Consider the following 24,139-nt stretch of genomic DNA (forward strand, 5'->3'; position numbering starts at 1 on the left):
TCTCTTAAAAGGTTACGTTAATGCTCAACGAATACGATCTCGGTAGCGGCAGAGACTGATAGGGGTAGGTTTCGGGGTCAAATCCGTTCAGCTCCTTGTCGGCAAACAACAGCAGATTATTCCCTTCAAGCTGAATAAAGGCATTTGAAAATTGCAAAGTTTCCAGCCATCGCTTCGGGAAATTGTATTTCAGGCTTACATTGCTAAGTCTTAAATAGTCTCCTTTGATGACCCTCATATCGCTCAATCCCCAATAATACTTATGGTTATCTGCCCCCGTTTCATTCCTGAGGTGTGGAATATTAGCATTGCTGTCAGCACCCGGTAATCCCCAGGCATTTAAAAGTTCTTTGTCGAGGTTTTGGTCTGGCGCATACATCCAAGACTCCACTCCATTCTGTTTTCTAAAGTAATTTCCAAAACCATAAGTAAACAGAGCGGTAAGCTGAAAGTTCTTGTATTCAAACATATTGCTTATCCCTCCCTGATACGGCGCTTCTATAGATCCGTTATAGACCAAGTCTTCTACCTGAAAATCCAGATCTCTAACAGCCTCAGTAACCGTGCCATCAGCGAGTTTAAAATGTGCATTTCCGTTTTCATCCAAATGATCAAAAGCCACAGAATACAAAGCATTTAGCGGTTTTCCAACTATAGCTGCATCAGGCTTATAAGGAAAAGGAGACAGCATACGAGCAACGACAGGATCGATATTTACTCTTGTCACCTCGTTTTTGTTGTAGGAGAAATTGATGGTGGTACTCCAATTAAACTCAGGATGGGGAGCACGGAAATTATAAGTGGTAATCCCAAACTCTACTCCCCTATTGCTCACATCTGCAAAATTAATAGGCAACATAGAGAAGCCGTTAATTTCAGATATCCTCGTATTGGTAATTAAATCTTTTCCCTTTCTCGTATATACATCTACAGCTCCTTGTATCCTTCCGTCAAAGACCATAAAATCGAGTCCTATATTGGCGTTGTAGGTCTTTTCCCAGGTCAGGTTTGGGTTTGCCGGAGAACCGATAGTCAACAAATTGAGCCCCGACCAAGACGCCGGGTTCAGGAAAGATGCCACAATCTGCGGAGTACTCTGTGTATTGGTAGACCCCTGCAGTCCGTACGAACCTCGTAAAGAAAGATTGTCAAATATTCCGTCTTTCATAAAGTTTTCCTCCATGATATTCCACCGTCCGGATACCGACCATGCAGGAGACCAGCGGTATTTGGGGTTAGAACCAAACAAATTAGAACCGTCGTATCTGATATTGAAATTGGCCACGTATTTATCCCTAAACGAATAGGTTGCCACGCCAAAATAGGAGGCCGATTTTGTAGAAAAATCTCTGATGGTGAGATAAGGTGCTCCCGACAGTTCTTCGCCTATGTTTTCATGGGTTGAAATCACCTTGCCACGATCGTGTAGATAACCGTAGCCAATGGTGTTATCGCCTCGGTAATTATTTGCACGGTACTCTCCCCCTCCGTAGAAGTTGACATAATGGGTGTCGTTGGATAAAGGGGTATAGTCTAAGGCTCCTCTCAATATAATGTAATTCTGAAAGTTTGAGTTGGAAAATATGATACCTCCATTGGGCAAGTTACTGTTTTCAGGAGCCGGATCGCCGTAATTAGATCTTCTTATTCCAGCCACGTGATTGGTGTTTTCCTTGTAATACGTTTCGTCTAAGGCGGCACTCCTGGTGTAATTGGCCAGACCAAATACTTTCAATTTGTCGGTGACATCTATATCTAAAGCAATATGCGAACTCACCCCGTCTGTAGTAGAGGTCTGATTGGAGTTGTCGTACTCGTTCATAATATTAAACAAGTAAAAATCACTGTGCCCGCGGTACATATAATAACTCCCATCCGGATTTTTCAAAGGGAAGGTCCTACTGGTATTAATGGCATAGTCGAAGGGTCTGGGAGTAGGTTTTACAAAATTAGATATACCCGACGGCACCATACTAAGCGGATAAGAGCTTCGTTTATTCCGGTAGGTAGAGAGGTAAAATTCTACATTAATGGCATCTGTGAGTTGAGTGTTGAGTTTAATAGATCCGTTAAACCTTTTGTTATCGGTCATAATATCTGTACCATTTTCATCTACCATCCCGAGTGAAGCGTAATAAGTAGTTTTCTCGCTTCCTCCCGATACATTGACATTAGCATTTACACTCAGTGCATTCCGAAAAAGGATATCAAACCAATCTGTATTATAGGTCTGAGCTTTGCGAACCTCATCTTGAAAATCGCTCCAAGTAGCCAACTCTCTGCTTTTATAACGCGCATAGGCCCCTGCAAGTCCTACCGAGTTCACATTTCCATCGGCATTATAATACTGCATTCCGGAATCGAAATAATACTGTTCTACCCCTATTCTTTCCTTAGAATTCATAAGGTTAAAACTGTTGTAACGCGGCCTCTCAGCTACAGAAGTTCGTATGTTGAAATTTACGATCGGCTTAGATGCTTGTCCTCTTTTAGTCGTGAGTACAATCACTCCTCCCGCTGCCCGAACGCCGTATATGGCAGTTGCCGAAGCATCTTTGAGTACCGTTATGGTTTCTATATCCTGCGGATTTATCCCGGACAGGGCATTTCCTATTCTATTGACCACATCGGGAGTGTTTAATTCGGCCGGAGTTAGAGGAACCGGATCTTCCAGTACCACTCCATCTACTACCCACAAGGGCTGGGTGTTTCCTGTCAAAGTGGATGTCCCTCTAATTTTAACCATGGGAACTGCCCCTACTTCACCAGACATAGAAGTAATTTGCACTCCTGGAACCTGTCCTTTCAGCATATTGTCTATACGGTTCTGATCGTTTGAATACACATCGGCGGCCTTGATTTTATTGACCGATCCTGTCATCCTCTTTTCAACGATATTGTTGTAACCAGTAACGATAACCTCTTCGAGTTCATCTGCCGACGCTTTCATTACAACATTTACATTTTCTAAAGATAACTGCTCAGAAAGCGCGACCTCTTCCGATTTAAAACCCACATAGCTAAAAACCAAAACGTCGTCGGTACTGGCATCTATGCGATATCGACCGTCCATATCGGTAGTCGTCCCTCTACTCGATCCCTTGACGAGTACGGTTACCCCCAATAACGGCACTCCGTTTTCATCTCGTATCACTCCCGATATCGGCTGTTGTACCGATGCTTTTAGAAGAAAGGTATTTAATACTATCTGGTTATTCACCAGCTTATAAGAGATTCCTGTTCCTTTAAACAAACGGTCTAACACCCGGTACAAAGGCTCTTCTGTCGCCGATACATTGACCTCCTTGGCAAGATCGATATCGTTGAGATTATACAAGAACCTATAAGAAGTCATTGTCTCTACAGTATTGAAAAATTCTTCTAGGACCGCATTCTTTAAATCCAGCGAAATTTTAGTGTTTTGCGAGTATGAATTAGCTTGAATCCTGAATAGTGAAATAAACAAGAATAGTAGTGTAAGCCTCATTTTTAAATCGAGTTTTAGGGCTAGCGAACCCCGCCCCATAAGATTGATGAGTTTTTTCATATTTTTGTTGTGATTAGTTGGTGATTTATTTGATAAATCGCTTGTTTCAAATCGGGAAATGCGCCAACATTTTCCGATTTTTCTTTTGTAAATTGGGTTGGTACTGTTAGGTTTTCATAAATCTCTTACTCTTGTGTGTTAATAATTATGCGTTGGTTATTTATCGTATACTCAAAGGGAAAACTCTGTCGAAAAGATTCCAGTATTTCCTGTAAAGAATGTTTGTCGAATTTTGCAGTAAATCGAGCTTCACTTAATTTTTGGTTGTTATTCACTATTTCTACATCAAATCTTCGTTCCAAAGTTTGCAGTATAAAACAGAAAGTGCGCTTTTCAAAAATCATTTCTCCTTGTATCCAAGCTATATGCGAAAAGGCATTTGTTTCGTTGCGAAGTTCTATGTCGCGCTCTTGCTTGTCAAAAACCGCCAAGGTACCGGGGGTCATCACTACGGCTTCCTTTTCCCAATCTTTCCCTTCATCTGCGTACAGAGCCACTTTTCCTTCCAGTAAAACGGTCTCCACGCTTTTATCCGATTTGTAATTGTGAACATTGAAATGCGTACCCAACACTTTTATACTTAAATCACCTGTGCGGACTGTAAAGGGTTTAGAGCTATCTTTTGCAACTTCAAAATACGCTTCCCCTATTAGAGTCACCGAACGACTATCTATTCCAAAACTACTGGCATACTGCAATGCACTACCCGAATTCAAAAAAATAGCCGTACTATCGGGTAACGTAACACTAAATCGACGCCCGTAAGGCACTCTTATTTCATTGAGTCCGTCATAGTCGGCGTTTTTAAGTGCGTTGACTTTCAGTACTTCATTAGCAACAACACCTATCACATCTCCTGTTGCATTTACAATCTCCTGTTGCTCGGTAAGTACTCGAGTCTCTCCCGAAGCCAACTTTATGACCACACCTTCTAATGCTTGTGTATTGTCAATCTCCTGTTCAGCAGCTACTGTAAAACTCTTATACACTGTATACGTTCCTAACGACAACAATAATACAACTGCCGCTCCTGTCAAAAGACGGAATCGCTTTCTACGAGATACTGTCGCTATTGACCTATGCTTTTTTTTTGCCTGTAGTATCTTTTGCAATATCTCATCTCTCTTTCCAGAATCTACAGCCGATCGATGCTCCACATCTATAAATTCCACCATTCTCACAGCGTCTGGAAAGACATCGTTATCTTTCTCCTGTAATATATGCATCAACTGATCTACTTCCTCTGCATCAGCATTTCCTCGCATATACTTTTCGAGAAGACTCTCCAACTTATCTCTTCTATTCATGAAACAAAATTTACGGGGCGCTTTGTAGTAATACGTTTGAAACACGGATAAGTATTACTCTTATCCCTATTTTTTTTATTTTTTATCCTAAAATAAATTAAACAATTGAAAATAAATCACTTACAAGACAAAAAAACAGTAAAAGGTATAACAAGAAGTGAAGTCCAAAAGATGGACTCTATAATTTAAAAGAAGTAGAACAGAAATATAAAAGTAAAAGTAAGATCTGTATTCACCTTTAAAAAACTGCGAATTTTCTGAAGTGCCTTGCTCATCTGAACCTTTACCGTATTGGTAGAAATCCCGAGTTCTCGAGCGATGTCGTCATAGCTCATCCCATCCTGACGGGACATTTCAAAAATACGCCTGCGTTTGGGCGGAAGACTGGCAATAGCTCTGTTTTTCCACATCTCGTAATCGGCATCATCTATGTAATCTGAGGTCTGATTGTGTATATATGTAGTGGCGTGAAAAATCTCTTTGCGAAGTTGTTCATTATTGCTGGCTTTTCTGAGAAAATCTAAGGATTTATTTCGGGTAATAGTCAAGACATACGACTTGAACGACAATTTGGGATTCAAGGTATCACAGTGCAACCAAACCTGCATAAAAACTTCCTGAACAATTTCATCAGCAATGGTAGGCGACTTTACCAACGACATACTAAAACCGTACACCAAGTGGTAGTATTTTAGATACAACTTCCTGAATGCACGCTCGTCATGAGCCCTTACACTTCCTACCAGCAAGCTGTCTTCTATATGGTGATCTTGTGGTTTCAATTGAAATTACTTTCAAAAAAAGTTTACCCGTCATTGTGGCATCTATGCGAGATACTTAAAGTTCGCAATTTGCAGTCACTTTTCAAAAGTACTATCTTTCTGAGAAAAATAACATTAAAAATTAACAAAAAAATAACTTTTATTTTTTCACGACCTTTACTTGTAGCAACGGATAAAATCCTTCCTTCACTCCACCCCTTCCCACCAAGATTTAAAAACCTGCTTGTCGTCTCTGAGCTTTACCTTTTCTCCGATTACCGGAGTTACTAGTGGTATTTTGGCTTCTTCTGCCAAGCGCGAGACTTCTGCAAGAGGTTCCTTCCAGCTATGTGTCGATAGAGAAAACTTGGAAGAGTGTACCGGCATAAGCCGTTTGGCTTTGAGATCGAGAGCAGCCTGTACGGTTTCTCTGGGAAGGCAATGTATGGCGTGCCAGGCCATATTGTATTGTCCGTTTTCCAAGATCGCAAAGTCTATCGGTCCGAAGCGCTTTCCAATCTCGGCAAAATGCCCGTCGTAACCACTGTCTCCTCCGAGGTATATCTTATGCGAACCCGTTTCCAGCAAATAGGACATCCACAAGGTGTTGTTTCGCTTAAACAAGCGTCCGGAAAAATGGCGCGCCGGAAGAGTGTGCAATCGCAACTGTTCTTTCAATTCTACAGTTTCATTCCAGTCGTGTTCCTCCAGTATATCTGTAGTATACCCCCAGTATTCCAGATGCGACCCTACCCCCAGACCACAGATTACCTTTTTTACCTTTCCCTTGAGTTTCTTTATTGTTTTATAATCTAGATGATCGTAGTGATCGTGGGTAATTATCAGATAATCGATATCTGGAAAATCTTCAGTATCGTAAATATCAGTCCCCTTAAAAGCCCTTGTAGTCTCTGGTACGGGAGAAGCATTACCGCTAAAAACAGGGTCGACAAGTATGCTCACTCCCTCCACCTTCAGGAAATACGACGAATGGCCGAACCAAACCAAAATATCTTCGTCTTCCGGAAGCGTTTTCAAATCGATCCGTATCGAAGGTATGGCTTCCTTAGGTGTATTGTTCCGGCTTTTCTCAAAAAAGAACATATACATCACTTTCAGATAGGAATATCCCTCTGAAAGCGATGGCGTATAACTCAAATTCTCAAAAACACCATCCTTAAAGTGGGGCGAAAGTGAAATGTGCTCTAGCCGATCTCCGGCAGGGACTTTGCCAAATTGGGGATGTTGCAGGTAAAGAATCAGCGCTATACCTAAAATGACCAAAAGAGATAAAAGAACAATCATAAGGCGGCGGAATATCAACCATATACTTTTCATGGCAGTTTATAGATGTAATGCGTTCCCCGGATTCCGACTAAAATCGGTTTTTTGCCTTCTACTCCTCTACCTTTCCGTCGAGTATGGCTATTTTCTTTTTCAATCTCCTTGTAGTTTCCTTGATCGTCTTGTTCCAAGATGAATCAAACACGTACAATTTTAATTTTTCTGCCAGAGAAAGCGCCTCGTCGAGTTCCATTTTCATTTCGTACAGCTGTACTTCCCGCCACTTTATGTCGATTTTGCTAATCCCCTTCACTTTTAGAGCAAAATCGATCAATGCGCCGGCCTCTTCAAAATCTTCGTTGTAGAGAAGGGTCTCTATATAATAAGGATAAACTTCTACAGCGTTGACATCTATGGTAAGCGCTTTCTGAAAATAAGTCTTCGCCTCTTCATACCGCTGTAATTGCTCTGACAGCATTCTTCCATATAGGCACAGCGCCATAGTGTTGTTCTCATCGTAAGACAAGGCGTAATCCAGTGATTCCAATGTGTCTTCCAAGCTGTACGGATAATTATCCATAGCCTGAAACAGATATTTGTGAACGGATGTCATGTTCCGGGTATTATTTTAAGGCTTCTAAGATACCAATAAAACCGATTTTTTCGCGATTCTTTCAAAATAATAACATTTTTATGTATCGGAGCAGGTATTGTGTTTAGATTTTTTTCAATCTATCTCCTTGTAAACAGGCGAGTATTGTAAGACGATTGCTCCTGTCGACACCTCTACAGGTTTTGTCTATCAAACTCTTTTATAAAAAATTCATAACGCTTATCTTTGCTCTCGCTAAAAGTAAAAACAAAGGCACACAAACGGCGTACTTTCGTATGCAAATGTAAGTTCAAGATTCAATGAAGATATCCTACAACTGGCTCAAACAGTTTATCAAACTGGATTGGGAAGCAGACAAAACTGCAGCATTACTCACCGATCTCGGTCTCGAAGTAGAGGGAGTCACCTCTTTCCAATCTGTTAAAGGGGGATTAAAAGGTGTGGTAGTCGGAGAAGTACTTTCCTGTGAAAAACACCCCAATGCCGACAGGCTTAAAGTAACCAAAGTAAATCTCGGCAACGGTGAACCCGTTCAAATTGTGTGTGGAGCCCCCAATGTTGCCGCTGGACAAAAAGTTCCTGTAGCCACAGTAGGCACTACGCTTTACGACGATAAAGGCGAAGCTTGGAAAATAAAGAAAAGTAAGATACGAGGCGAAGAGTCTTTCGGAATGATTTGTGCCGAAGACGAGTTGGGGCTAGGTAAAAGTCACGACGGCATCATGGTGCTCGACCAAAAGCTGACTCCAGGAACTCCTCTATCTGCACTATATCAAGTAGAAGACGATATCGTATTTGAAATAGGTCTTACCCCCAACCGAGCCGATGCTATGAGCCATTTTGGAGTGGCGAGAGATCTCAGAGCAGGACTGCTTCGCAAAGAGATAAGCATCGAGATGATTACACCGTCGGCAAGTAGCTTTCGGGTAGATAACAGAACTCAGCGTATAGATGTAGACGTACAAGACAAGGTCTTAGCCCCGAGATATGCAGGAGTAACCATTTCAGGACTTCGAGTGATGCCTTCTCCACAATGGCTACAAAACAGACTTAAAGCTATTGGTATTACGCCAAAAAACAATGTGGTCGACGCTACAAACTATGTGTTACACGAACTGGGGCAACCACTTCACGCCTTTGATTTGGCTAAAATAGCCGGACAAAAAATCATCGTAAAAAAAGCCGAAGCGGGAAGTCGGTTTGTCACACTAGACGGAGTAGATAGAGAATTGCACGAAGAGGATCTGATGATCTGTGACGCTGAAAAACCCATGTGTATAGCCGGTGTTTTTGGAGGTGAACACTCGGGAGTTTCTCAGAGTACCACTGGCATCTTTCTCGAAAGTGCCTATTTCAATCCGGTATCTGTGCGTAAATCTGCAAAAAGACACGGCTTAAACACCGATGCTTCTTTCCGATTTGAAAGGGGAATAGATATCAAGAATGTAGAGTATGCATTGCGACGAGCTGCACTGCTAATTCAGGAAGTAGCCGGAGGAGAAATCACCAGTGATGTGGTAGATATGTACCCTAAGAAATTTGAAGACTTCCAGGTGTTTCTCTACTACGACAAAATAAACAAACTCATAGGTCAGAATTTGCCTGAAGAAACAGTAAAATCTATACTGAGTTCATTGGATATCAAGGTCAACAATGTAACCGAAGCCGGAATGGGACTCACTATTCCTTCCTATCGTGTAGATGTACAGCGCGAAGCCGATGTCATCGAAGAAATACTGCGCGTATACGGTTATAACAACATAAAACCTGGAGAAAAGCTAAACGCTTCAGTATCTTATTCTTCCCGATTCGAAGATTACAAGATACAGAACAAAATTGCCGAACTACTCGTAGCTCAGGGATGCTACGAAATTATGGCCAATTCACTGACCTCGCCCAAGTACAACGAACTATCACAAGATATCAAGGACGAGAACAATGTGCGAATGCTCAACCCACTCAGCAACGACCTCTCCATCATGAGAAGAACACTGCTGTTTTCAGGACTGGAAGCCATTGCTTACAATATCAACCGAAAGCGATCTAACCTCAAACTCTTCGAATTTGGAAAATCGTACCACCAGTTCGGAGAAAAAAGAGAAGAACACAAAAGTCTCGCACTATTCCTCACCGGAAATAGAAATGAGGAAAACTGGAAAATTCCGGTGACACCTACAGATTTCTTCCAAGCCAAAGGTATAGTGCAGATCGTTCTAGAACGGTTGGGAATTAAAGATATCACCTATAGCCCTGTGCAAAGCGATATCTTTAGTGAAGGAATAGCATTGACCGCAGGTAGTGTTGTACTGGTTTCACTCGGAATCGTTAGACAGCATATCCTAAAGGCCTTCGATATAAAACAGCAAGTTATTTACGCCGACTTCCGATGGGATCATATCTTGCAACATCTCAATACCGACAATATCAAGTACGACGAGATCCCAAGATTCCCCGAAGTGAGAAGAGATTTTGCCCTGCTTATCGACAATGGAATAAGATTTAGCGATATATATGAAACAGCGCGCAAAACGGATCATAGCCTGCTAAAAGACATCAATCTGTTTGACGTTTATGAGGGCGATAAACTGCCCGATGGTAAGAAATCGTATGCGGTGAGCTTTACTTTCCAAGACAAAAACAAAACCCTTACGGACAAACAGATCGACCGTATAATGGAAAAATACCGAGAAGCTTTTGAAAGCAAATTAAAGGCTGAGCTTCGGTAGTTTTTACCGAAAACAATTCCTCCAAAAAGGGCAAATACGGATTTTATAAGCTGTGTTTGCCCTTTGTTTTTTTAATATCTCCACTTCTCTCCTCATAAATAACGATATACAATTCTATTCGTAAAAACTATAAACATACCTTATAGTTTAATCATAACATTTTATATGCTTTTTAGGTAAATCACTGCGTTTTTACTAACTTTAGAGAGAATATTACAACAGTATTGCAACTTAAAAACAGACCTATGGAAAACAATTCAAATGGTATGGGAAAATGTCCTTTTTCAGGACATGCTCCAAAGCAGGCTGCAGGTGGTGGTCCTAAAAACCGCGACTGGTGGCCCAATCAGTTAAAAGTAAATATTCTGAGACAGAATTCTACCCTCTCCAATCCGATGGATAAAGATTTCAATTATGCAGAAGCTTTTAAAAGTCTAGATTTTAAAGCATTGAAAGAGGATCTACACCAACTCATGACCGATTCACAGGACTGGTGGCCGGCAGATTTCGGGCATTACGGCGGACTCTTTGTCCGTATGGCCTGGCACAGTGCGGGGACCTATCGTATAGGCGACGGGCGCGGGGGTGCAGACGGAGGGCAACAGCGGTTTGCTCCACTCAACAGTTGGCCAGACAATGCCAGTTTAGACAAGGCCAGAAGACTCTTATGGCCCATAAAACAAAAGTACGGGAAAAAAATATCTTGGGCAGACCTGATTGTGTTGACCGGAAATGTAGCTCTTGAGTCTATGGGCTTCAAGACTTTCGGATTTGCCGGTGGAAGAGAAGACTCCTGGGAACCCTGGGACGATGTATACTGGGGATCGGAAACTACCTGGCTAGACGACAAGAGATACACCTCAAATCGCGAATTGGAAGATCCTCTCGCCGCGGTGGTTATGGGACTCATCTATGTAGATCCCGAAGGACCGAATGGAAACGGAGATCCTATTGCTGCTGCCAAAGATATTCGAGAGACCTTTAAGCGAATGGCCATGAACGATGAAGAAACCGTAGCCTTGATTGCAGGAGGACACAGTTTCGGGAAAACACATGGTGCAGCCAATCCCGCAACCTATGTAGGTCCGGAGCCCGAAGCAGCCCCTATAGAGCAAATGGGATTGGGATGGAAAAACAGCTTCGGTACCGGTGCTGGCCCTCATGCCATTACCGGCGGACCGGAAGTGACATGGACACAGACTCCCACTCAGTGGAGCAATCTCTTTTTCGACAATCTCTTTAAATACGAATGGGAAATGGAGCTCAGTCCTGCCGGGGCTAAACAATGGGTAGCAAAAGATGCAGAACCCACTACTCCCGACGCTTTCGACCCCAATAAGAAATATCGCCCCACCATGCTCACTACCGACCTATCGCTGCGATATGACCCGATATACGGGAAAATATCAAGGCGATTCTACGAAAACCCCGACGAGTTTGCCGATGCTTTCGCAAGAGCCTGGTTCAAACTTACCCATCGCGATATGGGACCTAAATCGAGATACCTCGGACCGGAGATTCCTCAAGAAGACTTAATATGGCAAGATCCTATACCGAAAGTAGATCACGAACTGGTAAACGAAAGTGATATAGCTCAACTGAAAAATAAAATAGCAAATTCTGGCTTAACCGTAGCCGAAATGGTGAGTACGGCTTGGGCCTCTGCCTCTACCTTCAGGGGGTCTGATAAACGCGGTGGAGCCAATGGTGCCCGAATACGCCTAGCCCCCCAAAAGGACTGGGAAGTAAACAACCCACAGCAACTGTCCCGAGTACTCTCCGTACTCGAAGGCATACAGCAAGAGTTTAACAATACCCAAACTGGAGGCAAAAGAATTTCTCTAGCCGATCTCATCGTCCTCGCTGGGGGTGTTGGTGTGGAAAAAGCCGCAGGAGAAGCAGGGCATAACATCACTGTTCCCTTTACCCCAGGCCGTATGGATGCACTTCAGGAACAAACTGATGTCGAAGACTTCAAATACTTGGAACCTGCAGCAGACGGCTTCCGAAACTATCGAAAAACCAAATTTGATGTCGCAACCGAGGCTCTACTGATAGACAAGGCTCAATTGCTTAACCTCACCGCTCCAGAACTTACCGTTCTCATTGGAGGACTGCGTATGTTGGGAACCAATTACAACGGAGAAAAACACGGCGTATTTACACATACTCCCGGAAAACTCACCAACGATTTCTTTGTAAATCTCCTAGATATGAATACCGAGTGGAAACCCGTATCTCCGGATAACCAGGAATTATTCGAAGGACGCGACCGCAAGTCGGGTGCAGTGAAATGGACCGCTACTCGAGCTGATCTCATATTCGGATCCAACTCCGAACTGAGAGCGGTAGCCGAAGTGTACGGTTGCTCCGATGCCGGTGAAAAGTTCGTTGACGATTTTGTAGCCGCATGGTACAAAGTGATGCAACTCGACCGTTTCGATTTGGCCTAAGAAGTTAAAATGTGAAATAAAATCCCACAGGGAAATGCGACAGGAGGCGGCCAAATGGTCGTCTCCTTTTTTGACAGAAAACATAAGTCGACATTTTCTTGACGTTCACTTTTGTTTTCACTAATTTTGAGAAAACCTTTTAGACTTGAGTAAAATGGTGTTACACAGGGTTAATTTAGAACAGAAATTAAAGGAATACAAAGATGGGAAATCACATAACCCAGATTTGTTAAAGCAGGTGAAAAACATACTGGAGAAGGAACACCAAAAGGATCTTCATATCACTCAAAAACTAAATCGAGGCTCATCGATTTCTCATACATTGGATTTTGAAAAGCTGGAAACAGACAAAATATTCCACATCTCTCACATCAAACAGATATGTACAGACTATCGCTTGCGATTTTTAGATAGTAAATACTTTAAGGGTACATTTCCACAAGAAGCACTCTCCGAGATCAAAACTCTCGAAAGACTGCACCAAACTACATTGTCCGGATTTAAAATAGTGGCCCCCGCCCGATTGTTCAGATTGGAAAATGCCGACGACCCCTTGCTTTTCGTCCCTCTAGGCAACGATTATTACTACCTAGTCCACAAGTGGGGAAATGACCTTCACCCCTTGAGAAAATGGTTGATGTATCCCTTTAAAAACTTATTTACCCTCTTTGTACTCATGGTGGTCATCAGTATTGCAGTCACAGCACTTACCCCACTGAAATGGTTTACTCCCCACCCGGAAGCGTGGCATTTTTGGCTGCTGTTTTTATTTGTCTTGAAATCACTCTGTGGCATTACCTTTTTCTACGCCTTTGCCCGGGGAAAAAATTTCAACGGACTGGCCTGGAACAGTAAGTACTACAACTGATTGTAAACTTATCACACAGCCCTATTGCGGCGAGATAAATATCCCGACCGTAATATTTATCAGCTCTGTAAAAAAATGAAGAGAGGTTTCGAGTTTCGCTTGCTGATTGAAGATTGCGGGTTTAAAGTTTGACCTTTGACCCTGCCAGTTTGTGGTGATTTGGTTTCCAAGTCTACTTGTCTTTTAGTGTCATTCCGACAATCGGACCTGTCCGGCGAATACTAACTGGTCCTGTCCCGGTAAATGCTCATAAACAGGTGAGTCGACATTTTTCGGGCGTTGTTCTTTGCCCTTTCAGCTAATTCGCCGGCAAACAAGCTGTCTATAGTAGAAAACCAGATGTTCAGCCACACTCCAAAATGACGGTTCTCCACACTGTGACCAAAGGCTGCATCTACCTTGGCGTGGGCAATTCTCGGGTTGCCTCGATACAACCCCTTAAAAAACAGATTAGACTCCCAGAAATCGGTAAGTTTTTCAAAATGCTCTTCCCAGTCGGTAATCATCTTATTAAAAAAAGGTCCTATTTCTTCGTTTTCCCTCACCTGTCCGTAGAAGGTGCGAACCAGGAGTGCTACATCTTCTCTATTTTTAATATCTTCCATAACTACAAAGATATGAGATATACATCAAAAATAATGATTTATGCCATCGATATGCAGTAGTCCTACTGGAGTTCTCCTAAAACCTCCATATAAACTAACAAAAAAACAAGGTGTTTATAGTACAATTAATATATTGATACCTACCTTTGCAGCCGCAAAAAACACTTGTTTTTACAGCTTGTAATTATGTCGCTTGATACTACACTTTCCACCGGCGAACATCGCGTTAAGATGCAAATTGTCGGTTTTGTTTCATTCTCTTTTCTCGGGTATCTCTGTATCGGGATCCCTTTGGCCGTATTGCCTATATACATTCACAAAACACTGGGGTATAGCGAGATCGTAGCTGGAGCCGTTATCAGCTTGCAATACGTCGCCACCTTTGTGGTAAGGGGGATTTCCGGAAAAGTAGTAGATACCCGCGGTCCTAAACCCGTAGTACTGACGAGTATGATTGGCTTTATGGCAAGTGCTATACTGATGTTTGCCGCATTTAAAGTGGAAGAAAACAGTATGTTGTGCCTTATACTATTGGCTATAACACGACTTATTACCGGATGTGCAGAAGGCATGATCGGAGCTAGTCCTATCAACTGGGCCATGCTGGCTCTGGGAGAAAAACACACGGCTACTGCCATCTCCTACAACGGTGTTGCCAGTTACAGCGCTCTGGCAGTGGGAGCTCCACTAGGCGTACTGATAGGCGAGCACTGGAAAGTGGAATACATCGCGATAGCCATATTTATTATTCCTCTTGTAAGTCTGCTATTTGCCTTGTCAAAAAAGGCGGTCAAAGGACATTTTAAAGCAAAACCGATCGGTTTTTTTAAGGTGTTGAAATTGGTAGCGCCTTTTGGTATTTGCTTAGGACTGGCAGGACTTGGATTTGGGGGACTGTCTAATTTCATAACCCTTTATTACGATTATTTTCACTGGTCTAATGCCGCACTCTGCCTCACCACTTTCAGCCTGCTGTTTATCTCGGGAAGGCTTTTTTTCTCCGGCAAGATCGATGTACACGGAGGACTCAAAGTGGCCTTGGTCTGTCTAATTGTAGAAACGGCCGGACTTGTCGTACTGTTTATGGCCTCTCACCCCAATACCGCACTATTCGGTGCGGCTATTACTGGATTGGGATTTTCGCTGGTTTTTCCAGCCCTTGGAGTCGAGGCCGTAAAATTGGTACCTCCTTCCAATGCCGGCGCTGCACTGGCTTGTTACGGACTCTTTATCGATATTTCCCTCGGACTTACCGGTCCGCTAGAAGGTACCGTAATCAATGTGTTTGGCATGGAATACCTCTTTCTCTTCTGTGCGAGTATTATTCTTATCAGCATAGTCATCGTATGGAGGTTATTGCTTCAAAAAGGCAAAAACAGACTCTGAATACTACTGTCATATCCAAAGGAGATATATTACGAGCGTGCTCTTGAAACAATTTTGTTTAAATTTGAACAAATATTTTCCTGAATGAAACAGAGCTTTCACAATATTTATCGCAATCAGTCACTGATATACAAGATTTTCCTTTTTATCTCTGCTACCGCTCTGGTGGTATACCTCTTTCCAAAAGCGGGTAAATTCAAATACGAATTGCAAAAGGGAAAACCTTGGCAATACGAGAGCTTGTATGCTCCCTTCGATTTTCCAATACTCAAAACCGATGCGGAAATGGAAGAGGAACGCGAAACAGTCAGGAGAGAATTTATTCCGTATTACGCCTACGATACAAATACCCTATCGAGGGTGCAAGAACAGTATACCGCCGAATACAGCAATTTTATACAGCGTGAAGAACTTCAAAAAGCCGGGGAAGACTTTCTCAGTACCATCTACGACAAAGGCATTATTGACGATAAGGAGAACATGCCTTCAGGGCGCTTTATACACCTGGTAAAAGGAAATGAGGTAGCTGTAGTAAATAAAGAGCGAATAATACGGCTAGGCGATCTTGAAAAACACCTCGACCAATACCTTAAGAAACGAAGACTTTTGTCTTATAAATCAGAGTTTTACAAACTATTCAGCAAGATAGTAACACCTAATATAAGTTGGAACAAAGACTTTTCTGAAAAAGCCCTGAAAGAAGAACTCGAAAACGTATACGCCACCAAGGGAACCATAGAGCGAGGCGAACGAATTATTCTCAACGGGGAAGTTGTAGAAGGTGAAAAATACGAAAAGCTATACTCACTGCAACAAGAATACACCTCTCATATCTGGAAAGGTACCAATTACTACTGGATACTCTTCGGTTACATTATTCTGGTTGGACTGGCTTTTGTAATGCTGTTTCTCTTTTTGCGCAAATTTCGCACAGACATCCTCAACGACAATACGAAGGTCACCTTTATCTTCGTGAATATCATCACCATGGTCTTTATCACCACTTTGGCGGTGAAATACGACAATAGTTATGTATATGTAGTTCCTCTGTGTATCCTCCCTATTGTGTTAAAGGCCTTTTTCGACAGTAGACTTGGCTTTTTTGTGCACACTCTTACCGTCTTGCTACTCGGTTTTGTAGTGCCCAATAGTTTTGAGTATATCTTTTTACAGATCATTGCCGGAGTAGTCACCATACTCACCGTATCAGAGCTTTACAGAAGAGCCAATCTGTTTATTTCTGTAGGGCAGATTACACTGGTGTATATGATTACCTATCTAGCTTTTACCGTAATACACGAAGGCAACCTCAACGATATCGTATGGCTCAATTTCGGATTGTTTATACTAAACGGTCTGGCTACTCTTTTTGCTCAACCTCTGATCTATATCTACGAAAAACTCTTTGGATTGGTATCAGATGTTTCCCTGTTAGAGCTATCCGATACAAATACCAAACTATTAAAGGAATTATCGGATAAAGCCCCCGGAACCTTTCATCATTCGCTACAAGTTGCCAATCTTGCCGAAGCTGCAGCCAATGAGATTGGAGCCAATGCCATGCTGGTTCGAGTAGGAGCACTCTATCACGACATCGGCAAGATGAACAATGCTGTATACTTTACCGAAAATCAAATTACAGGAGTGAATCCGCACGATGAGATCGAACCGGAAGAAAGTGCCAAAATCATCATAGATCACGTAATAGACGGTATAGAAATGGCGCGTAAACACAAGCTTCCCGACCGGGTGATAGATTTTATACGCACCCACCACGGCACCAATACCGTGTATTATTTTTACAAAAAGCAGCTGGAACAAGACAAAAATACTGCGATAGAAGATTATCAGTACCCCGGTCCCATCCCCTTTTCTAAGGAGACTGCAATAGTCATGATGGCCGATTCTGTCGAAGCCGCATCAAAAAGTCTAAAAAACCCCACCTTTACTATGATAAACGATTTTGTTGAGAAAATTGTAAGCAAACAGATTGAAGCGGAACAATTTCTCAATGCCAATATTACCTTTAAGGAAATCGAGGATGTCAAAAAGGTATTCAAGCGCAAACTCACCAATATTTACCATCTTCGAATAGAATACCCTGAATAGTATATTATTGATTTTTAATCAGGTATATAAAAATGGCACAAAAACCGTAAAAAAGTCAGATAAATAGTTGCGTTATACGCATCGAACCATTACATTTGCATCCGCATTTTAACAACGAAATACGTTCTTAAAATATTGTGTAAACAATGGAGAGGTGCCAGAGTGGTAATGGAGCAGATTGCTAATCTGTCAACGCGTAAGTGTTGCCAGGGTTCGAATCCCTGTCTCTCCGCTTCATTAGATTGCCGTTCGGTTATCGCACTCGATGAAAATCGGGAAATTTAAAAACCGAACAACTTATTGAAATGACAGGATAATTCCTGTACTACGGGGTGTAGCGTAGCCCGGTTATCGCGCCTGCTTTGGGAGCAGGAGGTCGCAGGTTCGAATCCTGCCACCCCGACATTTTTGGGTTTATTACAAACCAATTAAAATTTAAACAAATGAAAATCAGCAAATTATATTTTTACTATTTTCATTTGTTTTGTTTTGAACCTATATTTTAAGGTGTCCTAATCGGTGTCCTATTTTATAATAGGTAAAGATTTTGTAAATTAAGGGTTCAAAGCCGCATTTGACTTTCACGGCGATTTGGCTTTCGTTTTAACTGATTTTCTAATCAAAAACGAAAGTGATGCAAACTTCAACAACATTTAGTATTCATTTTTGGCTGAAAAAGACAGCGAAAAGAAAAAACGGTCAGATTCCTGTTTATGCAAGGATTACAGTAGATGGTAAACGAGCTGATATAAGTATAAAAAGAGCTGTTGCCGCTAAATATTGGGTTACTTCGACCGGTAGAGTTAACCCTCATGCTTCAGGTGCAAAGCACATCAACCAATATCTGGACGACGTGCATGCCCGATTAATAGAGGCTCATAGAGAACTTCATTCCGAAGGCAAGCCAATTACTGCGCTTTCCATTAAACTTCGTTACCTGGGCAAAGATCGTCCTGTGACTACATTAGCAGGCTTGATAAAATATCACAGGTTAAATGAAATTGATAACCTGGAAGACGGTACGGCGAAGAATTATAATGCCACTGAACAATATTTATACAATTTTATGCAATGGAAATTTAAGGAAAAGGATATGAAGTTGGCTCTCATTAATTATACATTGATCACGGAATTTGAAAATTATTTACCAAAATATCCCCTGAAGCCTTCTCAACCATTGAATAACAATGGTGTGATGAAGCATATGGAACGTTTCCAAAAACTCGTCGGCCTGGCGTTTAAACATGGATGGATAGGACAAAACCCTTTTTTACCCTATACGCTGAAATACGATGATTTTGATAATGATTTTCTGGAAGATCATGAAATTGAACGACTAAAAAACCACATCTTTCAGGATAAGGGGTTGGAGTTAGTGCGTGACGTTTTCATTTTTTCCTGCTATACGGGTTTATGTTATATAGAGGTTAAACTTTTAAAAAAAGATAAGATAGTCACCGGCATTGATGGAGATCATTGGATCAATGTCAAAAGAAAGAAGACTAAGACACCGGTAAAGGTTCCATTATTGGAACAGGCAAAAGAAATATTAGATAAATACGCAAATTATCCGGATATTTCCAATGATTATTCCCTGTTACCTGTATTTGCCAATCAGACTATCAATAAATATTTGAAAAGAATTGCTAAAGAGGCAGGTATAAACAAGCATTTGACCTTTCATGTGGCGCGACATACATTTGCTACCACTATTACCTTGTTGAATAATGTCCCCATGGAAACCGTATCCAAACTTTTGGGACATACCAAACTTTCCACGACACAGCGTTATGCCCGCGTACTTGAAAAGAAAATAAGCCAGGATTTTGCTCAATTAAGAACAGTACTCAAAGCTAATACCAAGGAAAAACCGGACTATAAATTAACATCATACAATCATTTACAGATCGTAAAGTAGAACTTTAAAGGAGGGATGTATTTGATATAATAATTGTCCATTTCAACCTATATATTGGCTTGTAGGATAGGCTAACTTCTAAAGGGTAAAGCTATCAACTGTCAAGGTCTGGGAAGATTGGTGCTATCTATCGTATGATATTGAAATACCGACATTAAATTATCGGATTATTCCATGATGAAATGCTTTGAGTATCGACATGGCATATTCAATACTCCAGTCTTTGGATTTCGCCCATTCTTTGGCTATAATGGACTGACTTTCTTCCTTCAAACTGTTTTCCAGGACATCATAAATCCTTTGGGCAAGCACATCTGATTTTTTAAGGTACAACCTGGCCTTTCTACCCAGTACTTCAGCAGCAATGATCAATGGGTCAAAACCTTCTTCGGGAAATGTATCGTGGTGAAATTCAACGATTTCATCAAAATTGTGCTCAAAATAGTGCTCAATGATCCGTAGGATATCCGTCAAATCATTTTCCCTTTCCTCAGGTCTGTCACTCCATGAAACCAGCTTTAAGACAATCATTCCCGCCAGGGGAGGGATGTTGACAATTTTTTCTTCTACATAAGCCGTTTCGGGAGTTTCCAATACTTCTTTAAACCCAAGGACATGCAAGTCGGAATAGCGTTGGTGAAACCGGATGGTATCTTGTTCTTCAATCTCTCCAAAAGGTAAAATATCTACAGCTACATCATATTTTGGGCTATAAAAGGTCCAGGGAGCTTTTACCTTGTTAAATCCATGAGTGATTAATGATGTACTGAGTTCATCATATTCTTGTATGGAGGAGATCATAATGGCAAAATCAATGTCCTTGGTACCCCTGCTGGGTTTAACACCATTTTTGAGTAATTCTAAAGCGATGGCACTAACCCCGATGAGATAATATGGGATGTTATGCTTGACCATCACATGATCAATGAGCTCAAAAACCTCCTTGAAATGGGGGATGGCCAGTTCTTTATAAGTCTGGTTGGATGTACTCATCGTAGATCAATTTTGCGGTTTCGTTATTTCTTTTTCCCCCGGCCAAAATTAGTTCGGCATAGATGAGCAGAGGAGGGGCAATCCCTTCTGTATGATGCTCTTCCCAGAACATGTCCAGTAATTCCAATTCTCCGCCAACCTTGGGTAGCAGTTTGTAATTTCTAATGATATCGGTTTTGTTTTCTTTGGTATAGAGGATAAACTTTTCCGGTCTTAGATAATTCGTTAAAATGTCCGCAGCAGGTTCACCGCCCCAAACAGTAACTTCTTTATTGAGGGGTAGTTTTTTCCAGTTACCCGGAAGTTTATAGGTTCCCTTAATTATTTTAGGTCTTAACTCCGTTGCATATTCGTTTACCCATCGGTCGAGCAGTTCTTTTCTATGATCCCAGGTATATGTTTTTTTATTTAATCGTAACAAATACCCTGTTTCTTTTAATCCGTTGATGATTTGCGGAATGTTGCCTAAGCCCACCCGGGTGTATTCTGCGATTTCCCGATGGGTCTTGTTCACCAGTTCTTTATCGAGGAGAAAATGAAAAACCACCTTGAGCCCTGTTTTAGTAAAAGCCCTGTTGGCTTTGTCTTTCCGGATTGTAGCTTTTTTATTCGTATCTATTAAATAATATAGGTGGTCTTTTTTTAAGAAGATATTTCCATTGGTTTCCAGATATGCAATATCGAGTTCGCGGAGTTGTCTCTTTATTTTTGGGAATATGTGTTCGGCAATGATCAAAAAATTATTGAACTTGCTATTATGGTCGATGATGTGATGAAGCTGGTGTTCGCGCAGTTCCTTTTTAACTGTGGTGACAAATGTATAACGGTTAGCATTTATGATGAATGTGGTTTCACCATCCAAAGGACCAACGGGTGCCCACTTCGCTTTTATATGAGCTGTATCCCAGAGGTTTTCTAAAGCCGTATGTACTATTTCCTGTTTCATTTGTTCACAAATATACAACGTTCACGTTACGTGAACAAAAAATATTTATGAACGACGTGTCTCATGGATATTTTATTTTCGGTTTTTATCCATTTATGTCTATATTGCAAAAAACGGATATAGTATACCACTAAAAACGGGTGAAAGTGAGCATAGCACAGCGGGTGAAAGTGAACCACTAAAAATCGATTCTATTTGAAGTGTGCGCAATAGTCTTTTTTTGTTAAAAAGATTATGGCCAACAAACAAATAGAAATGCGAAAAGTAAAAAAGATATTCAAGTTATACAGTGCCGGGGTCAGTAAGCGCCGGATCAGTTCCCAGTTGGGGATCTCCCGTAATACCGTAAGCAAGTACATCGCTTTTTTTCAACGTTACCAGCTGACCTCTTATGAAGTAGAGGCCATGACCCAGGAGGAGCTTCATACCCTTTTTAACTCCACTGAAAAGCCCAAGAGTGAACGCTTACGCACTTTGGAAAGCTACTTCCCCTATTTTGACAAAGAGTTGCGTAAAACCGGGGTCACCAAGGAGTTGCTCTGGCAGGAGTATCATAAAAAACATCCTGACGGGTATCAACTTACACAGTTCCGTTATTGGTACGGGCAATGGACCAAAGAGGTCTCTCCTGTGATGCATTTTACCCATAAGGCAGGGGATAAACTATTCCTCGATTTTACAGGAAAGAAGCTTCCCATAGTAGACCGGCACACCGGGGAAATACAGGAGTTGGAAGTCTTTGTCTGTGTGTTGGGCAGTAGCCAATATACCTACGTTGAGGCCTGTGAGAGTCAAAAGAAAGAAGATTTTATACACTGTGCGGAGAATGCATTTTGGTTTTATAAGGGCGTACCTGAGGCCCTTGTTCCGGACAATCTTAAAGCAGCCGTGACCAAGGCCAGTCGGTATGAACCACGAGTGAACGACACCTTTGCCGATTTTGCCGAATACTATCAAACCGCTGTACTTCCCACAAGGACCTACAAACCCAGGGACAAAGCTATAGTCGAAAATGCCGTCAGGATTATCTACACCAGGGTCTTTGCCCCTTTAAGAAACCAGATCTTTTATGATAAACCTTCATTGAACAAGGCCATTGCCTTTTTGTTGGAACAGCATAACAAGATGCCTTTTAGAGGGAGAGAATACTCCCGCTATTCTCTATTTATGGAAATCGAAAAACAAGCTCTCAAACCGTTGCCGGCAAAGCGGTATGAGGTTAAATCTTCCGCTAATGGCACCGTTCATAAAAACAGCCATGTGTATCTAAGTAAAGATAAACATTACTATAGTGTACCCTACAAGCATATAGGAAAGCGTATCCGGATTATCTATTCCGATAGCCTGGTAGAGATTTACCATAACCAACAACGCTTGGCTGTCCATGAAAGGGATAAAAAGAAATACGGATATACCACCACCAAAGAGCATATGCCTTCATACCACAGGTTTGTCAGCGAATGGAGTTCGGAGAAGTTCATCGCTTGGGCAGGCCATATAGGAGAGGCTTGTAAGGCCTATATCATTAAAATACTCGATAAAAAACAACATCCGGAACAATCCTATAAATCATGTCTTGGCATACTTCACCTGGCTAAAAAAGCAGGCAACCAACGTTTGGATAATGCTTGTAAAAGGGCCCTGGGCTATGAAGCCTATAATTATAACATGGTAGAACGTATCCTTGCAAATGGATGGGACAAACTCGATGAAGATATCGAAGAACATACCGACATCCCTAACCATAAAAACATCAGGGGCGGTGATTATTATAAGTAAAAATCAATACTATGAATACACAAACATTAGAACAAATGAAGGAATTAAGGCTCTATGGCATGTATAGGGCTTTTACGAGCGCTCTGTCCTCGCAGAGCATTGCTTATACCAATGATGAACTGATCGCTTATCTGTTGCAATCCGAGTGGGATGACCGGCAGAACAGAAAAATTGAACGCCTGACCAAGGCCGCAAAGTTCAGGTACAAAGCCGTGATGGAAGACATCGCCTTCGACGCTGCCAGGAACATCGATAAAAATCAAATACAGCGCTTTGCTTCCTGTCAATTTATAGATAAAAAAGAAAACATATTGATTACTGGTAGTACAGGGACCGGAAAAAGCTATATCGCTTCAGCCATAGGTCATCAGGCTTGTTCACTGGGCTATAAGGCCATGTACTTTAATGCCAATAAACTCTTTACCATGCTCAAAACTTCAAAGGCTGACGGGTCCTATATCAAACAGATCAACAAACTGGAAAGACAGGATGTACTGATCCTTGACGATTTTGGATTAAAAGGCTTAGATCATATCAATAGGCAAACGTTGATGGAAATTATCGAAGACAGGCACGGAAAACGCTCCACCATTATGGCTTCCCAGCTTCCTATAGAGGCCTGGCATCAAACCATCGGGGAACAGACTATTGCGGACGCTATTTTAGATCGCCTGGTACATACCGCACACCGGATTAATATTAAGGGAGAATCTATGCGGAAAAAACTAAGAAATAAAAGCTAACTTTACACCAAGAATGAATCGATTTTAAACACTTCATTTACACTGCTCACTTTTATCCGTTTTAGGTGGCTCACTTTGTCCGTTCTTTCCAGGAGATAACC

Annotated in this window: 16 protein-coding genes and 2 tRNA genes; 10 read left to right on the forward strand and 8 right to left on the reverse strand. The window is 41.7% G+C overall.

Going from position 1 to position 24,139, the window contains the following annotated elements; translation table 11 throughout:
* Positions 1 to 4: 4 nt before the first annotated feature.
* The 5 genes from ACYZZR_RS09065 to ACYZZR_RS09085 form a co-directional block, all read right to left on the reverse strand.
* Complete coding sequence (locus ACYZZR_RS09065; RefSeq protein WP_461533687.1) at positions 5 to 3,547, reverse strand: SusC/RagA family TonB-linked outer membrane protein; 3,543 nt, start codon at positions 3,545 to 3,547, stop codon at positions 5 to 7.
* A gap of 125 nt (positions 3,548 to 3,672) precedes the next feature.
* A complete protein-coding gene (locus tag ACYZZR_RS09070; RefSeq protein WP_461533688.1) occupies positions 3,673 to 4,854 on the reverse strand; it encodes a FecR family protein in 1,182 nt (393 codons plus the stop codon).
* Between the two features lie 185 nt (positions 4,855 to 5,039).
* The gene (locus ACYZZR_RS09075; protein WP_461533689.1) at positions 5,040 to 5,636 is read right to left on the reverse strand and encodes an RNA polymerase sigma factor; all 597 of its coding nucleotides are present in this window, start codon (positions 5,634 to 5,636) and stop codon (positions 5,040 to 5,042) included.
* Between the two features lie 186 nt (positions 5,637 to 5,822).
* A complete protein-coding gene (locus ACYZZR_RS09080) occupies positions 5,823 to 6,953 on the reverse strand; it encodes an MBL fold metallo-hydrolase (protein WP_461533690.1) in 1,131 nt (376 codons plus the stop codon).
* A gap of 58 nt (positions 6,954 to 7,011) precedes the next feature.
* Positions 7,012 to 7,512 (reverse strand): tetratricopeptide repeat protein, encoded by a 501-nt coding sequence (locus ACYZZR_RS09085; protein ID WP_461533691.1) that lies wholly within the window; start codon positions 7,510 to 7,512, stop codon positions 7,012 to 7,014.
* A 299-nt stretch (positions 7,513 to 7,811) separates the two neighbouring features.
* Here ACYZZR_RS09085 and pheT point away from each other — a divergent pair, with 299 nt between their 5' ends.
* The 3 genes from pheT (at position 7,812) to ACYZZR_RS09100 (ending at position 13,559) form a co-directional block, all read left to right on the forward strand.
* Positions 7,812 to 10,238 (forward strand): phenylalanine--tRNA ligase subunit beta, encoded by a 2,427-nt coding sequence (gene pheT / locus ACYZZR_RS09090; RefSeq protein ID WP_461533692.1) that lies wholly within the window; start codon positions 7,812 to 7,814, stop codon positions 10,236 to 10,238.
* A 245-nt stretch (positions 10,239 to 10,483) separates the two neighbouring features.
* On the forward strand, positions 10,484 to 12,691 hold the full coding sequence (katG, locus tag ACYZZR_RS09095) for a catalase/peroxidase HPI (RefSeq protein ID WP_461533693.1): 2,208 nt from the start codon (positions 10,484 to 10,486) through the stop codon (positions 12,689 to 12,691).
* Between the two features lie 154 nt (positions 12,692 to 12,845).
* Complete coding sequence (locus tag ACYZZR_RS09100) at positions 12,846 to 13,559, forward strand: hypothetical protein (RefSeq protein WP_461533694.1); 714 nt, start codon at positions 12,846 to 12,848, stop codon at positions 13,557 to 13,559.
* Positions 13,560 to 13,780: 221 nt separating this feature from the next.
* On the opposite strand, the gene ACYZZR_RS09105 is transcribed toward ACYZZR_RS09100, so the two are convergent.
* Positions 13,781 to 14,164 (reverse strand): group III truncated hemoglobin, encoded by a 384-nt coding sequence (locus tag ACYZZR_RS09105; protein WP_461533695.1) that lies wholly within the window; start codon positions 14,162 to 14,164, stop codon positions 13,781 to 13,783.
* Positions 14,165 to 14,350: 186 nt separating this feature from the next.
* On the opposite strand from ACYZZR_RS09105, the gene ACYZZR_RS09110 reads away from it, so the two are divergent.
* The 5 genes from ACYZZR_RS09110 (at position 14,351) to ACYZZR_RS09130 (ending at position 19,577) form a co-directional block, all read left to right on the forward strand.
* Complete coding sequence (locus tag ACYZZR_RS09110; RefSeq protein WP_461533696.1) at positions 14,351 to 15,550, forward strand: MFS transporter; 1,200 nt, start codon at positions 14,351 to 14,353, stop codon at positions 15,548 to 15,550.
* 84 nt (positions 15,551 to 15,634) lie between these two features.
* Positions 15,635 to 17,659, forward strand: a complete 2,025-nt coding sequence (locus tag ACYZZR_RS09115; protein WP_461533697.1) for an HD family phosphohydrolase — start codon at positions 15,635 to 15,637, stop codon at positions 17,657 to 17,659.
* A 148-nt stretch (positions 17,660 to 17,807) separates the two neighbouring features.
* A tRNA-Ser gene (locus ACYZZR_RS09120) sits at positions 17,808 to 17,891 on the forward strand.
* Positions 17,892 to 17,987: 96 nt separating this feature from the next.
* Positions 17,988 to 18,062, forward strand: a tRNA-Pro gene (locus ACYZZR_RS09125).
* A gap of 231 nt (positions 18,063 to 18,293) precedes the next feature.
* Positions 18,294 to 19,577, forward strand: a complete 1,284-nt coding sequence (locus ACYZZR_RS09130; protein WP_461533698.1) for a site-specific integrase — start codon at positions 18,294 to 18,296, stop codon at positions 19,575 to 19,577.
* Positions 19,578 to 19,736: 159 nt separating this feature from the next.
* Here the strand turns inward: ACYZZR_RS09130 and ACYZZR_RS09135 are convergent, their stop codons facing one another.
* Both ACYZZR_RS09135 and ACYZZR_RS09140 read right to left on the reverse strand, forming a co-directional pair.
* Positions 19,737 to 20,570 carry a hypothetical protein gene (locus tag ACYZZR_RS09135; protein ID WP_461533699.1) on the reverse strand — a complete coding sequence of 278 codons (834 nt, stop codon included), beginning with the start codon at positions 20,568 to 20,570 and terminating at the stop codon, positions 19,737 to 19,739.
* Complete coding sequence (locus tag ACYZZR_RS09140; RefSeq protein WP_461533700.1) at positions 20,545 to 21,516, reverse strand: type IV toxin-antitoxin system AbiEi family antitoxin; 972 nt, start codon at positions 21,514 to 21,516, stop codon at positions 20,545 to 20,547. The genes ACYZZR_RS09135 and ACYZZR_RS09140 overlap by 26 nt, the downstream gene beginning before the upstream one ends.
* Positions 21,517 to 21,771: 255 nt before the next feature.
* Here ACYZZR_RS09140 and istA point away from each other — a divergent pair, with 255 nt between their 5' ends.
* Together istA and istB are read left to right on the forward strand one after the other, a co-directional pair.
* Positions 21,772 to 23,295 (forward strand): IS21 family transposase, encoded by a 1,524-nt coding sequence (gene istA, locus ACYZZR_RS09145; RefSeq protein ID WP_461533701.1) that lies wholly within the window; start codon positions 21,772 to 21,774, stop codon positions 23,293 to 23,295.
* An 11-nt stretch (positions 23,296 to 23,306) separates the two neighbouring features.
* On the forward strand, positions 23,307 to 24,038 hold the full coding sequence (gene istB / locus ACYZZR_RS09150; protein WP_461533702.1) for an IS21-like element helper ATPase IstB: 732 nt from the start codon (positions 23,307 to 23,309) through the stop codon (positions 24,036 to 24,038).
* The last annotated feature ends 101 nt before the right edge of the window (positions 24,039 to 24,139 follow it).

The organism is Sinomicrobium sp. (assembly GCA_029266035.1).
Taxonomy (GTDB): domain Bacteria; phylum Bacteroidota; class Bacteroidia; order Flavobacteriales; family Flavobacteriaceae; genus Sinomicrobium.